General features: G+C 49.3%; 11 protein-coding genes. All 11 read left to right on the plus strand.

The features are described 5' to 3' along the window. The first annotated feature begins 133 nt into the window (after positions 1-133). The 11 genes from PAEVO_RS06980 (at position 134) to PAEVO_RS07030 (ending at position 14,061) form a co-directional block, all read left to right on the plus strand. Complete coding sequence (locus PAEVO_RS06980; RefSeq protein WP_100536904.1) at positions 134-1,429, plus strand: extracellular solute-binding protein; 1,296 nt, start codon at positions 134-136, stop codon at positions 1,427-1,429. 95 nt (positions 1,430-1,524) lie between these two features. Continuing rightward, complete coding sequence (locus tag PAEVO_RS06985) at positions 1,525-2,397, plus strand: carbohydrate ABC transporter permease (protein ID WP_100536905.1); 873 nt, start codon at positions 1,525-1,527, stop codon at positions 2,395-2,397. Positions 2,398-2,413: 16 nt separating this feature from the next. After that, positions 2,414-3,244, plus strand: coding sequence for a carbohydrate ABC transporter permease (locus PAEVO_RS06990; protein ID WP_100536906.1), 831 nt, complete (start codon positions 2,414-2,416; stop codon positions 3,242-3,244). Positions 3,245-3,264: 20 nt separating this feature from the next. Beyond that, positions 3,265-5,115, plus strand: coding sequence for a sensor histidine kinase (locus tag PAEVO_RS06995; RefSeq protein WP_243390658.1), 1,851 nt, complete (start codon positions 3,265-3,267; stop codon positions 5,113-5,115). Further along, complete coding sequence (locus PAEVO_RS07000) at positions 5,078-6,652, plus strand: response regulator (protein WP_100536908.1); 1,575 nt, start codon at positions 5,078-5,080, stop codon at positions 6,650-6,652. The genes PAEVO_RS06995 and PAEVO_RS07000 overlap by 38 nt, the downstream gene beginning before the upstream one ends. A 39-nt stretch (positions 6,653-6,691) precedes the next feature. After that, positions 6,692-9,016 (plus strand): glycoside hydrolase family 3 N-terminal domain-containing protein, encoded by a 2,325-nt coding sequence (locus tag PAEVO_RS07005; RefSeq protein ID WP_100536909.1) that lies wholly within the window; start codon positions 6,692-6,694, stop codon positions 9,014-9,016. Between the two features lie 196 nt (positions 9,017-9,212). Beyond that, positions 9,213-9,773 (plus strand): TetR/AcrR family transcriptional regulator, encoded by a 561-nt coding sequence (locus PAEVO_RS07010; RefSeq protein ID WP_100536910.1) that lies wholly within the window; start codon positions 9,213-9,215, stop codon positions 9,771-9,773. A 20-nt stretch (positions 9,774-9,793) separates the two neighbouring features. Continuing rightward, entirely contained in the window at positions 9,794-10,189 is a 396-nt protein-coding gene (locus PAEVO_RS07015) for a YvaD family protein (RefSeq protein WP_100536911.1), read from the plus strand. A gap of 352 nt (positions 10,190-10,541) precedes the next feature. Then, positions 10,542-11,534: a helveticin J family class III bacteriocin gene (locus PAEVO_RS07020; RefSeq protein ID WP_100536912.1), complete on the plus strand. Its 993-nt coding sequence runs from the start codon at positions 10,542-10,544 to the stop codon at positions 11,532-11,534. Positions 11,535-11,619: 85 nt separating this feature from the next. Next, positions 11,620-12,441 carry an endonuclease/exonuclease/phosphatase family protein gene (locus PAEVO_RS07025; RefSeq protein WP_100536913.1) on the plus strand — a complete coding sequence of 274 codons (822 nt, stop codon included), beginning with the start codon at positions 11,620-11,622 and terminating at the stop codon, positions 12,439-12,441. A 207-nt stretch (positions 12,442-12,648) separates the two neighbouring features. Beyond that, entirely contained in the window at positions 12,649-14,061 is a 1,413-nt protein-coding gene (locus PAEVO_RS07030; protein ID WP_165789625.1) for an ABC transporter substrate-binding protein, read from the plus strand. The last annotated feature ends 35 nt before the right edge of the window (positions 14,062-14,096 follow it).

The following is a 14,096-nucleotide window of genomic DNA, read 5'->3' on the forward strand; positions in this document are numbered from 1 at the left end:
ACTTAAAAAAATTAGATGAAATCGTTTTTTTAATGGATATTGGGATCTGCAGCCCGATTGTATAATTAATATATCTTATATTGTCAAATATAAGAACATTATATGTAACATATATAGAGAGGGGTATACGAACATGAAAACGTCTAAGAAGCTTAGATCGATGCTGCTCACTGGAACAGCTGCACTGCTGCTCATGTCAACGGTGGCCTGCGGTTCCGGAGAGAAAGATGCTGCCGAACCGGAAAAGGTTACTTTGAACATCATGCATCCATGGACTTCACCGAACGTGGATAACGAGGTGTACAAGGAGCGGATCGCCGAATTTGAAAAACAGCATCCCGACATTATCATCAAGCAGGACGGGGTAGCGGCAACCGAGTATAAAACGAAACTGCGAACGCTGGCTGCCGCCAATAACCTGTCGGATATCAATGTCGTATGGCCCGGTGCCGATCTGGCTCCTCTGGTAGCCGGGGATCTGCTGATGCCGCTGGATGGCCTGATGGACAACTGGAAGGATATTTTGCCGGAGGACGCATTAGCCGGGTTTAACCAGAACAACAGTCAATTTGCCGTGCCAACCAAACAAACCTTCGTAGATATTATTTATTACAACAAAGAGATGTTCGCAAAGGTCGGTTACGACCAATTTCCGGCTACTTACGAAGAGTTCATCGATGCGGTGAAAAAGCTGAAGGAAGCCGGCATTACGCCGATATCCTTGGGCAATAAAGAGAAATGGCCGCTGCAATCGTCCTTCTTATCGATTATCGGGGACCGTTACGTAGGCAGTGATTTCTTGCAGAAAATCCTGAACAAGGAAGCCAAATTTACCGATCCCGAATATGTGAAAGCGATTGCCGTCATTGACGAACTCGCCAAGCTGGAGGCTTTCAATACGGATGCGAACAACATGGATTCCGTGCAGGGTCAGGATTACTTCATTCAAGGCAAAGCAGCGATGCATATCTCTTCTTCTACCGTTGACGGAAGAATCCGCATCAACAACGAGGAAGGGGACAAATTCGGCATTGCGCTCTTCCCGAGCGTCCCTGGCGGATCCGGTGATCCGGTGAAAAGCGCGGGCGTCGTTCAGTACGGGATCTCCATTAAAAAAGGATTGAGCGATGAAAAGAAAGCGGCGGCCGAGGAATTTATCAAGTTTTTTGTTAATGAAGACTTATACAAAGATCTGATCAGTAAAGGCGTTGTCGTACCGGCTAACGTGGAAATCCCTGAAGATGCGAGCCCGTATCTCAAGGAAATGCTGGAGCTGACAAACAAGGGAACGGCGCCGGTGTTCGACAGTGTCATTCCGACGCAAGTTACCGACGTCATGCAGAACGGATTGCAGGCTCTAACCATCGGCAGAGGTACGCCGGAGGAACTCGCCCAAGAGGTGCAGGAAGCTTTCGACAGCATGAAATAAGCGACAAATTTCCCTAGGTCAACATTATGATGGCACAAAGAAAAACCCGGCAGCGGGTTTTTCTTATTAAAGGCAGAATGAAAGGAGTTACGCCAATGCATACGCTTAAGCATACGAAATGGGCTATTTTCTTGGGCTTGGCGCCAGCACTCATTATCTATATATGTATTGCCATATTTCCCATCGGCTTATCGGTTTATTATTCATTAATGAACTGGGACGGAATCACGCCCATGCGTTTTGTCGGACTGGACAATTTCGTAGATATTTTCAAGGACGATATCTTTTGGCTGTCCGTTAAGAACAACGTCATTATCATGTTTACCGGGATAGCGGGTCAGATCCCGCTTGGCCTGCTGCTGGCCCTGCTGCTGAATCGAGGGCTCAAGGGCTCCAGTTTCTTCCGGACTATCGGATTCCTGCCGGTCGTCATTTCATCGGTTATGGTATCCCTGATCTGGGGTATGGTCTACAACACGGAATACGGGATGCTGAACAACCTGCTCGGCGTTTTGGGGCTTGAGAGCTGGCAGCAGAATTGGCTGGGCGATCCGTTCTGGTCCATGATTTCTATCAGCATCGCTTATATATGGCAAAACTGCGGACTGTATATGATTATTCTTTTGGCAGCTTTGCAGAACATCCCCGATGAAGTCAATGAGGCGGCTGCCCTGGATGGGGCGACCGGACTAAGCCGGATCATGCGGATTACCATTCCGATGATCCGGGGAACATTGCTCGTCTCCGTTGTCTACAGCATCAGCAATTCGTTCCGCGTGTTCGATCTGATCCAGATCATGACGGGCGGAGGACCTGCCCATGCGACGGAGGTTATGACCGTCTATATGTATAACAACTCGTTTATGAATATGAGATTCGGCTACGGAAGCGCGGTATCCGTATTGATTCTGCTGTTTAGTCTCATCGTCATCACGATCGTAAATCGATTGGCAAGAGAAAAAGAATAGAAGGGAGAGGGAGGAGATGTACAGACAAACGAAATGGTTCCATTTATCGGCATACACTTTTTTGGGGATATTCGCTATTATTAATATAATCCCTTTCTTTTGGATGATCGTAGATTCGTTCAAAACGGAGCAGGAATATGCGGCGAACCCGTTCTCCATACCGACTGAACTGCAATTCTCCAATTACGCAAAGGCGTGGGAAGTGGCGAATATGGATACCTACTTCCTAAACAGCATTATTGTAACGGTCGTGTCATTGATCGTGACGGTCCTGCTCGGATCGCTTGCGGCGTACTTTTTAGCCCGGTTCAATTTTAAGCTGCGCGGTGCGACTTACGCGATATTTCTGCTGGGCATGGTCGTTCCGATCCATGCGACCTTGATTCCGATCTTCTTGATCATGCGGAATCTGCATTTGCTGGATACCCACTTATCGTTGATTCTACCTTACACGGCCTTCCATTTGTCGTTGACGATCTTTATTCTGGAAGGCTTTATGAGAGGGTTCCCGAAGGATTTGGAAGAGTCGGGCGTCATGGACGGTGCGGGTGTATTCAAGATTTTCTGGTCGATCATTTTGCCGATTACGCGTCCAGCGATTTCAACCGTCGTGATTTTGAACTTTATCTATAATTGGAACGAGTACTTGTTCGCACTCGTCTTGATCAGTTCGTCGTCGCTGAAAACATTGCCGCTGGGGCTCGCCAACTTTGTCGGCATTGAAACGGCCAGCCTGACGCTGCAAATGGCTGCACTGACGATCGCGCTTATACCGATCATTATATTTTACCTGCTCCTGCAAAAACAGCTCGTTAACGGCATGACGGCAGGCGCAGTCAAAGGCTAATCCGGTTACTGTTCAACATCATGAAGACATCGAAAGAGGGAATGGACATGCGTAGCGGCTTTGCCTGGATCGGGAATTATGGTCTGAAACAGAAGGCTCTGGTCATTTTCCTCTTTTTTGTCATTCTGCCTACGCTTGGGGTCGGCGTCCTGGCCCAAGACAAGCTGAACGAAGTGCTGCGCAGCCAATTTATCCAATCAAGCCAGCGCAGCCTGGAGATCGTAACGAACCAGCTGGAAGAGCAAACGACCATGATTGAGGATATTGCCGATTATTTGATCCTCAGCAATGACATGCGCCAATATTTGCGGCTGAACCCACCGCCCGAGAGCGGAAGAGCAGAGCAGTTGAAGCAAAATCTCGAAGGATTTCTGACGTTTCAGTTGATGTCCAAAAACTATATCAAATCGATATCCATCACCGGCTTTAACGGCAATTCCATAGAGATGGGCGAGCCGATTCACGGCAACGAAGAGTCATGGAACCGCCTTGCGGACGAGCATAAAGGCGGGATCGTATGGAGCAACGGCTATCCTTCAACCAGCGGCTGGTATGGAGAAGTAAATCTCGTCTCATTGTTCCGTGTGCTGAATTCCTATGACGAGATCACGCTGCCGCTTGCCCGGCTTGTGATCCGCATGGATGAAGCGAGTATACTTAAACAGCTGCAGCGGGGGTTGACACGGGACGAGGGCATGGTGTTTATTGTAGATTCGGAAGGTCAAATCGTACTCCCCTCCAAAGAATTGCTATCCTTGAATATCGGCGACGGGAAAGCGATTACGGATATCGTAACCGCTGGTACGATGGGCACTTCCACTTACCGCCACGACGGGGAATCGTATTTGACCTTTCATCAACGGATGGAAAACACCGACTGGAATATCGTTTCCATGGTGCCCAAGGCTGCGCTTGATCAGGATATACGCGGCGTAAGAATTCTGATGCAAGTCATTCTTGTCGGCATTCTCCTATTGGGTTTATCGGCCTTGATCGGCTTCCACTATACGATCATCAGGCCGATTCTGCGCTTGAAGATTGAGACCAATCGCGTAAAACTCGGCGATTTCTCCGCGAGGGTACCTATTCGTTCCAAGGACGAGATTTCCGAACTGAATCGCAGGTTTAACGATATGGTATCCACGATTCAGGAACTGATCGAGCATAAATACAAGCTGGAACTGCGGGAGCGCGAATCCGAGCTGCGTTTGCTGCAGGAGCAGATGGACCCGCATTTTCTCTATAATACGCTGGATATGATCCGCTGGACGGCCAGGCTGGAGAAGGCCAGCGAGTCCAGCCAGCTCATCGAAATTTTGTCCCGATTCCTGCGTTCCAGTCTGAACAATGGTCATTACGAGACCAGTCTCGCTAAAGAAATGGAGTTCGTGCGCTCCTACTTGTATTTGCAGCAGAGGCGGCTGGGTCAAAAACTGAAGTACGCGCTGTATATGGAATATGATTTGGCGAATTCGCTTACGTTGAAGGCTACCATTCAGCCTTTGGTTGAGAATTTTCTTAAACATGGCATAGATCGGCGCGAGCCGGCAGCGAGAATATCGGTCATCGCGTATAAGCGGGAGGATGAGATTTGGATCGACGTGCAGGATAACGGCCGCGGAATGGACGATCTTACTTTAGAGGAAGTTCGGGAATCCCTTCGAAACGGGGTTCAAGCCGGTCACAAACGAGGTGCGCTCAGCAACATTCATGAACGTCTATATCTATATTTCGGAGAACGCTACGGACTGGAAGTGCTTGAGGCTTCACCTCAAGGAACCTTGATTCGCCTCAAGCTCCCATATTCTGAAACCTACGGTGGTGAATCGTACGATGCAACACGTGAAGACAGTAAAAATGCTGATCGTTGACGATGAACCCGTGATCTGTCAAGGCCTGCACTATACCATTGACTGGGCGGATTATGGAGTCGAAGTCGTCGCGGAGGCTTATGACGGCCATGAAGCTTTGCAGGTGGTGAAAGAGCACGGGATTGATCTGGTTCTTACGGACATCCGGATGGAGGGAATGGACGGGCTTCAGCTTGCTAAAGAGCTGAAGCGCTGCCACCCTGAGGTTCGGGTCATCATGATCAGCGGTTATGAGGAATTCGAATATGCGCGCCAAGCCATCAAGCTTGATGTAACCGATTACTTGCTGAAGCCCGTCGATATTGACGAATTGGTGGCGGCCGTGACCGGAATCGTGGAAGACATTCGCAGCAAGGATACCCGTGTCAACAGTCCAACGAAGGATGCGGAGCTTTGGCTTTCCGAGATGGCCGCGCATTATGAAACTTCATTAGCCAAGTCGATACCTCCATATCTGTTAAACAGTGCCGAGTATAAACTCATAGCCACGCAGCTGGAGAAGTTCTCGATCCTTGCGGCTTCCCAGACGGAACAGGATTTTACGATGCTGCAGCGTTTGTGGCTCCAGACGGTTCGCGAAAGCCTGGAAAAGAGCGGTATCCGTCAAGTATCCGTGTTTGTGCATAAAAATTTGCTGATGACCCTGCTGATGACGGATCAACCGCGCTCGAAGCGGCAGTGGGATGAAATTCTGCAAACGATGCTGGATGATTGGCCAGAAGAGCATCGCTTGTATGGCGCGGTATCGGATACCTATGTTTCCCTGGACCAAACGGCAGCCATATGTGCGGAGGTGCGCGCGTTACTGCCATATTATGCCTTGGAGAAGCACTCCTTGCTGGATCGCGAATATAAGACTGAGGTGGATAACGGCCGGGCCATGCACGATTTCGACAGTGCCGAGATGGTCTCGAAACTGTCCGTGGCATTATTCAAGCAGGATGCCGATATGCTGGAAGTGCTTATCGACGGCATGTTCCGATTATTCCTGGATCAGCGCTACCTATTGACGGATATGGTCAAAGTGTGTGATGAACTATCCATCATGCTGCGGCAGCGACTTCGTCAAAGCGGCCTGACCCAGCTGGAGCATGGTCTGGAGCGAACGATCGACCTGGAGGTGTTCAATCATCCCGATGCGATCCGGCAGGCGATATCCACGGAAGTGTTTGACCTGCTGCAGTTGATCGACAAGGTTGGCATCGACAGATCGTTCTGGATCATTGAGAAGGCCAAGAAGTATATGGCGGATCATTATCTGAGCGACCTGAAAGCGTCGGAAGTGGCAGCGTATTTGAAAATTACGCCGAGCTACTTCAGCAATATTTTCAAACAAAGCACGGGAAAAAGCTTCAGCGAATACATGAACGAATTGCGCATCAACGAGGCCAGAAAGCTGCTGCTGACGACGCAGGACAAGGTGTTTGAGATTGCGGACCGCGTCGGCTATAAAGAATACAAGTATTTTGTATCCGTCTTCAAACTGTACACGGGCATGACGCCCAAGAAATATCGGGTCTTGAATATCAAAGAATGATCAGAAGTATGACGACCAGGATGGAAGGAGTATGGGAATATGGAGAAATATCGGAATGCTGCGCTACCGGTAGACGAGCGTGTAGAGGATTTGTTATCCAGAATGACGCTGAGGGAGAAGGTCGGGCAGCTGAATCAGCACTTGTACGGCTGGATGGCTTATCGTCGAACCGAAGGAACTGAACCGGAGTTTGTACTGACCGACTTATTCAAGGATCATGTCGAGTGGGGGGCCGGCATGGGGGCGCTGTATGGACTGTTCCGGGCGGATCCCTGGTCCGGCGTGACCTATGAGAACGGGATTCCTACGCAGGACAATGCGAAGGTAGCGAATGCGATCCAGCGCTATGTGATCGAACACAGCCGGCTGGGCATTCCCGTCCTGCTATCGGAGGAATGTCCCCATGGCCATCAAGCGCTTGACGGAACGCTTCTGCCCGTCAATACGGCCATCGGTTCCACCTGGAATCCCGAATTAATTGAACAAGCCTATTCCCAGGTAGCCTCCGAGATCCGCAGCCGAGGCGCGCATTTAGGGTTGGTCTCGGTATTGGACATCCTGCAGGATCCGCGGTGGGGACGCTCCGAGGAGTGTTACGGAGAAGACCCTTACCTGGCTGCACGAATGACGGAAGCGGTTGTGTTTGGCATGCAGGGAAGAAACCCGGAAGAATGGGAAAAACCGGACAGAGCGGCTGCCGTCCTCAAGCATCTCTGCGCTCAGGGAGCGGGGCAGGGCGGTCGCAATGCAGGACCTGTTCCCGTTGGTGAGCGGGAGCTTCGCGAAATTCATTTACCTGCCGCGGAGGCGGGGATCAAGGCAGGAGCGGCTGGTGTCATGGCGGCCTATAATGAGCTCGACGGCATTCCGTGTCATGCCAATGATAAGCTGTTAACCGGCATTCTGAGAGATGAATGGGGATTTGAAGGAATCGTCATGGCGGATGGAACGGCCATCGATCGGTTGGTGTCCATTACGGGAGACTATGAATCCGCGGCGGGTCTAGCCCTGTCATCCGGGGTTGATCTTAGTTTGTGGGACAAGTCCTTCACAACGCTTGAACAAGCGGTGAAACAAGGGAAGGCCGATATGGAGAGCATTGACCGCGCGGTGGCTCGAGTACTTCGGCTTAAATTCCGATTGGGACTGTTCGAGCACCCATACGTTGACGAAGGCTTGGCAGCTACAACCGTCAACAACGCAGCCGCTAAAGACTTGAATGCATCCGTCGCGAGAGAAGCGGTTGTACTGCTTAAGAACGATAAAGACGTACTGCCGCTGAAAGGCGGCAGCATCAAACGACTGGCGGTTATCGGCCCTAACGCGGACAGGCTCTACAACCAGCTTGGAGACTACACCAGCGTTCAGCGAGAGGGCAGCGGAGTCACGGCGCTTCAAGGCATTCGGATGGCTGCCCCCGAAGGTACGGACATCGTTTTCGCTCCCGGATGCAGCGTCCGAGGCATGTCCACGCAGGGCTTGCCAGAAGCGATCGAAGCCGCCCGTTCCGCGGACGCGGTCGTGCTCGTACTCGGAGGCAGCAGCGCCCGTCAATTCGGAGATACGTTTGATAGTAATGGTGCAGCCATCGTAGCTGAAGGAGATCCGACGGAAATGGATTGCGGGGAAGGCGTCGATCTAGCCGATCTCCGATTAGGCGGCATACAAGAGCAATTGGTTCGGGAAATTCACGCGCTCGGAAAACCAGTGATTACAGTACTCATTCAGGGACGTCCGCTGGCTATCGACGAGGTGGCTGAACTCAGCGATGCTTTGCTGTGCGCCTGGTATCCCGGCAGCGAAGGCGGCCGTGCCATCGGAGAAATTCTGTTCGGCCAGGTGAACCCGAGCGGCAAGCTGCCCGTCTCGATCCCGCGCTCCGTAGGTCAATTGCCGGTTTATTATAATCAGAAAAATGCAGGGCGCCCTCGCCCTTATGTCGATATGCCGTCCAAGCCGTTATATCCGTTCGGATTCGGCTTGAGTTACAGCACGTTCGATTACGGTTCTCCGACCATCTCGCAGAGAGAAATGACGCTTGAGGAGCTTCGATCCGGAAGTCGTGTCGAGGTGTGCGTGGAAGTGAAGAACACCGGAAAGATGAAGGGGGACGAAGTGGTACAGCTCTACATACAAGCCGATCAATCCGGGATCACCCGCCGCCTGCGAGAATTGAAGGGATTCAAAAAGGTAGCGCTGGAGCCCGGTGATGTAACCACCGTCACGTTCGAGCTCGGCTTCGAGGAGTTGGCTATTTGGAATCGAAACATGGAATTCGAAGTGGTCCCTTGCAGAGTCAACATCGTTGCGGGAGCTCATTCGGATTGGGAAACCGGCGTTGTTGAATTAAGGTTAAAGTCCTAAAACATAGCTGAAAACAGAAGGATATTCTTATAACATTAGCAAGGAGCATCGATCATTTGGAGGCAGCATTTATGGCTGTCTCTTTTTGTCGTACAATGAGCGCTTTCGTTGACATGAGGAAGGAATTGGGATATGATTTTAGAAATCAAGGAAAATATTATCGTTTTATTATTTTCCGAACAAGGAAGTGTATCTATTGAGAGACCGAATTGTTGATGTGGCAAGCAATGAAATCAGGAGAAGAGGATTACGATTTACGATGGGTGACCTTGCCAAACGGCTGGGTATGAGCACGAAGACGCTGTACGGATACTTCCCTTCGAAGGATGTGCTTATTGCAACGATTCTTCATGATGCCACTGTCGAACTTCAAGAAAAAGAAAAGGAGATCATGGGTAATCCTGACCTGACGACACTCGATAAACTTAAGCAATGCCTCATCCTCATCCCGACTGATTTTCAGTTTATCGGATTGAACCTCATAACCGAGCTCCAGCGTTATTATCCTGATCAATGGAAGACGCTGGATCAATTTCTAAACAAACAATGGGACAGCATCACGGAACTATTTCATGAAGGAATCAATCAAGGATGGTTACGCCCTTTTAATACTAAAATATTTATTGATTTGTATGTAGGAGGTCTTTATCGATTAATTGAGGACTCGTCCGAGAATAAGAGCAGCATTACGCTTCATGAGGGGCTGCGGGATATGGGAGAGATCCTTTTATCCGGTATTATCAAGAAGGAAGGTTGAACAAGAGGAGAGGGTATGGATTGAGTAAAACATTAAAAGGTTTGTTTTTATTTACGGATATCGGATTTATTTTGTATTGGGTCGTCACCGCACTTGCGTTAATTCCCAAGGAATATTTATATCAGGATTATACCAATGAGCTGTTAGTGGTTTGGAATTGGTCGTTCTTCCCGCTGGATATACTCATTTCCATCACCGGAATGTACAGTCTTTACTTACATAAACACATGAATGTAAAGTGGAGAAGTTTTGCCTTAATATCGCTTATCCTGACATTTTGTTCCGGACTGCAGGCGATCGTTTTTTGGATCATGAAGTCCGATTTCGACATCATGTGGTGGGCGCCTAACCTGTACCTCATGTTATATCCTTTGTTCTTCATCCCAAAACTGCTTGAGACCAAGGAGCCGCGTTAATTCGCGGTTTTTTTGTTTTTCGTATGACTGTTTCGGATGAACATTCGATACAAATCTCTTCCGACATATTCTGCGCTCCAACGTAAAAAAAAGGGCTAAAGGACCAGGCGATTCATCTAACTTTAAGTATTTTATACACGGGAAATTCTTGAGGTAAATGATAAACTCAATAGTGGATCCCCCACTTTCTGTAGAGAAGCAGAAACTTGAGTTGAATGAAGCGATGTTTCTGTAACAAGAGAGGAGGAATGTATCCTATAGCCATGACAGTAAAATGCCCGCTTGAACCATGTTTTTAGTACGTTTTCGGCGGCAGTCCAATTTGATTCCTACTATTAATGGAGGTGTATTGATGGTTGACGTTCAAGGGTTGAACCATATGAAAAGGCATTTAAAAATTCTCGCGTCCGCAATACTTGCAGCGCTCGTGTTTTGTTTGTCCGGATTGCCGGCATTCGCGGCAACACCTGAGAAAACGGTGAACGCTTCAGCAACGCTCGCCTACAATCTGAAGGGACTTAATCACAACGTGGCGGTTCAAAAAGCTTACATTGCGGATAAGTATCTGTATGTAACACAGCGCTCTAAGGGAACTTGCTATCTTTCAAGATTGCTCATTAACGGGAAAGACGCTACCTATGTAGATGAAATGACCGTCACGAATACCGGTCACTGCCAAACGCTGGATATGTATACCTACAACGGCGTCAATTACTTTTATTTCAGTTCAAAGGCAGATCCTTCGACGGACTATTACTGGTCGCTGCAGGTAGCAAGACTACAATATTCGGCCGGCAAAACTGTGGATTATACGGATTTGCATCGGTTTACCTATATGAATTACGCCAATAAAACGGGGGCAAGGCTAGGCGAGACCTACCGTGTGGATGGCGGCGGCAACAGTACGCATACGGTGTTCCGCGTACAAACAAAAGAGGGGACGGTAACTTGGTCCATTTATGACACAGTCGCACTCAATAAGCTTCTTGACAGCAATGAACAGGTGCGGATGGACAGCGCAGCAGCGGTGAACGCAGCGGTTGGCAGCTTTACGCAGTCGGGCACTGGGATCGTAAGGCCGAACGGATCCTTCCAGGGGGCCGATATGCTGGGTCAGACGAAAATATATACATCAGGCGGAGCGGAAGGTGACATCCCGCAGATTGCCATGATGACAAACGCAGGGACATTCAAAACCCTCGTGAAAATCACGAATGTGGGAAACCATGAAATCGAGGGAGTGCAGACAAAGAACAGCAACGTTTATTTTACGATTGTGACGGACCCGGTAAACAAAAAAGATACGCAAAAAGTGTATTACGTTCCGGATAGCATATTTAATTAACTTCCACGCGGGTCAGCCTCTGAGAGCTGTAGCAACAGAAAAGTTAGCATCGTTCGGCATTCAACAATGAAAGGGAGAGTCGTCCATGAAAAAAAGCTTGATCTCGTTTATCGCTTGCTTGTTGTTTGTTCCCGTGTTTACAACGGGGGTGATGGCGGCTGGAAAAGGACAAGGCAAAGAAGTAAGCACGACCGTAATGTCTTACAATATCCATCACGGGGTTGGATTGGATGAGCAGCTAAGCCTGCAAAGAATCGCCGATGTCATCCGTGATGCCGGCGCAGAAATTGTCGGCCTTCAAGAAGTGGACCGGTACTACGGGGAGCGAAGCGACTTTCAAGACCAAGCGAAGGAACTGGCGGGTTTGCTCGGATATCACTATGCTTATGGTGCCAATCTTGATTTGGAGCCGGCGGAGGGACAGACGAACAACCGTCAGTACGGAACTGCCATTGTTAGCAAGTACCCGATCCTTCGATCCGAGAATGTTTTGTTAAGCAGCTTCGGGAAGGAGCAGCGCGGTGTACTGCACGCTGTCGTCAATCTGAAGGGGATTCACGTCGATGTGTACAATACGCATCTTGGACTGGATGTCACCAGCAGAACGGCACAGGCGCAGGAAATCATTGACCTGGCGGCTTCTGTCTCTGAGGGACCGGTGCTGCTGATGGGCGATTTTAACGCGGAACCTGACAGTTCAGAGTTTCAGCTGCTGCTCGACAGCGGTTTATTCGTGAACAGCTTTCAGGGAATAGACGATGCCTATACGTTTCCTGTAATTAATCCGTCGGCAACGATCGATTACATTCTGACCTCTCCAACTGTTCAGCATTCGAATCAGCGCGTGATCCATACGGAAGCTTCGGATCATCTGCCCATCGCAGCCGATGTGTCATTCCAGCGTTAGGACCTTGAGGTGGGCTTAAAATTAGGTTCAAGCTAGACGTAAGCATGACATAAGAATCATGAGAAGGCTACCGCCAGGCATTTGCTTGGGGTAGCCTTTTTCGTATGGGAGATGAATCGATATTCTTCCCTTTACAGTTTTTTTACCGTTCTGTCTATATCCACAAAATAGGTTATGCTACGATACAAGCACAAGGAGGGTGTGTGCATGATCACGTGGAGATTACCGCTGGTTGTATTGATGTGCTTGAGCATAACCGTAACAGGGTGCATGCAGGGTGGCAAAGGGCAGGGCTCTGATCGTATATTTTCGTACTCAACGGCATCGGATATGGCTGGTGCCGCAGAAAAGACAAAGCTGAGATTCTGGTCAACGGGGCGTCATGACGCGAACTATATCAAAGAGGTTATTCATCGTTATAACCAAGAGAACGCCGATCATATTGAGGTTGAGATGACGGTAATGGCAGATGATTTTTCCCAATCGCTTGATTTGTCATTTGCCAGTGAGCTATCACCTGATATTTTCACCCCGATCGATCTTGCTGAAATGACCCGAAAAGGCTATGTGGAGCCATTAAACGAATATTTAACGCCCGAGATCAGAAACAGGTTCGGAAAGCAAGCCTTCATCGAAGGATATAACGTGTTTGATCCATTCATATACAGTCTTCCTAACAGCGGATCAACCTTGCGGCTTATTTATAATGTGGATCTGTTTAAGCGGGCCGGCATAACCTCACCTCCGAAATCGCTTGACGAGTTGGTGGAAGCCGCGAGCCGGATCACCGAAATTGGAAAGGCGGATGGCGTCTACGGTTTTGCGCTACCCTATAAGATTCCTGCCAGCGCTCTCGGCCGCTCAGCCGTTCCGATTGCGGAAATAAGCGGAATCAGCGGCGATGGTTATGACTTTTCGACAGGCAACTATGATTTTACAGGCTTTATACCGATTATTAGCGCATTCCGGACCATGATGGAGAACGGCAGTACGCTGCCGGGATCGGAATCCCTGGACATCGATCCGCTACGGGCACAGTTTGCCGACGGGAAGATCGGGATGTATTTGTCTTATTCATCGGAACCCAGCATTTATAAGTTTCAGTTTCCGGCCAAGATCCATTGGGGAGCTGCTCTTCCCCCATCAATTGACGGAACCTATAAAGGAGTGATCAACCAGGGAGTTGGAGCGACGAGGTGGTTATCCATTAGCAGTCAGTCGAAGCACAAGGAAGAAGCTTGGAAGTTTCTCCGTTATATGTACAGCGATGAAGTGCTGATCGGGTATCAGGAGGCCGGACTGGGCATTTTATCGGTGGATGCGATAGCCGCGAAAGCCAGGAAACCCGACATCGAAGGCATCTCCAGCTTTTTCCCAGGTGATTATGACGGGATATGGCCTGCATCGCCTCAAGGATTCAAACCAAAGGGAAGGGAGTGGGAGGACGAATTTGTAAAGTACATCATGATCGGCGGAGATCTGGAGCGATTGGTTGAGGATCTGAACGAGCGTTACAATGCAGCATTAGATCAGGAACGGGCCGCCGGCAGAGTGAATATACAAGCTATTCCGTCATTTGATCCGCTGCATCCTCAGGACGTCTCATGGCAAAGTGATTGATCATTAAAAACGGACAACTGCTGCCACAGCCGAAA

It is taken from the genome of Paenibacillus sp. GM2FR, from assembly GCF_002803325.1.
Classification (GTDB): Bacteria; Bacillota; Bacilli; order Paenibacillales; family Paenibacillaceae; genus Paenibacillus_AQ; species Paenibacillus_AQ lautus.

Coding starts and splice junctions, on each gene's coding strand:
- PAEVO_RS06995 (WP_243390658.1), top strand. CDS start 3,265: ATGAAGACATCGAAAGAGGGAATGGACATGCGTAGCGGCTTTGCCTGG.
- PAEVO_RS06990 (WP_100536906.1), top strand. CDS start 2,414: ATGTACAGACAAACGAAATGGTTCCATTTATCGGCATACACTTTTTTG.
- PAEVO_RS07020 (WP_100536912.1), top strand. CDS start 10,542: ATGGTTGACGTTCAAGGGTTGAACCATATGAAAAGGCATTTAAAAATT.
- PAEVO_RS06985 (WP_100536905.1), top strand. CDS start 1,525: ATGCATACGCTTAAGCATACGAAATGGGCTATTTTCTTGGGCTTGGCG.
- PAEVO_RS07025 (WP_100536913.1), top strand. CDS start 11,620: ATGAAAAAAAGCTTGATCTCGTTTATCGCTTGCTTGTTGTTTGTTCCC.
- PAEVO_RS06980 (WP_100536904.1), top strand. CDS start 134: ATGAAAACGTCTAAGAAGCTTAGATCGATGCTGCTCACTGGAACAGCT.
- PAEVO_RS07005 (WP_100536909.1), top strand. CDS start 6,692: ATGGAGAAATATCGGAATGCTGCGCTACCGGTAGACGAGCGTGTAGAG.
- PAEVO_RS07000 (WP_100536908.1), top strand. CDS start 5,078: ATGCAACACGTGAAGACAGTAAAAATGCTGATCGTTGACGATGAACCC.
- PAEVO_RS07030 (WP_165789625.1), top strand. CDS start 12,649: ATGATCACGTGGAGATTACCGCTGGTTGTATTGATGTGCTTGAGCATA.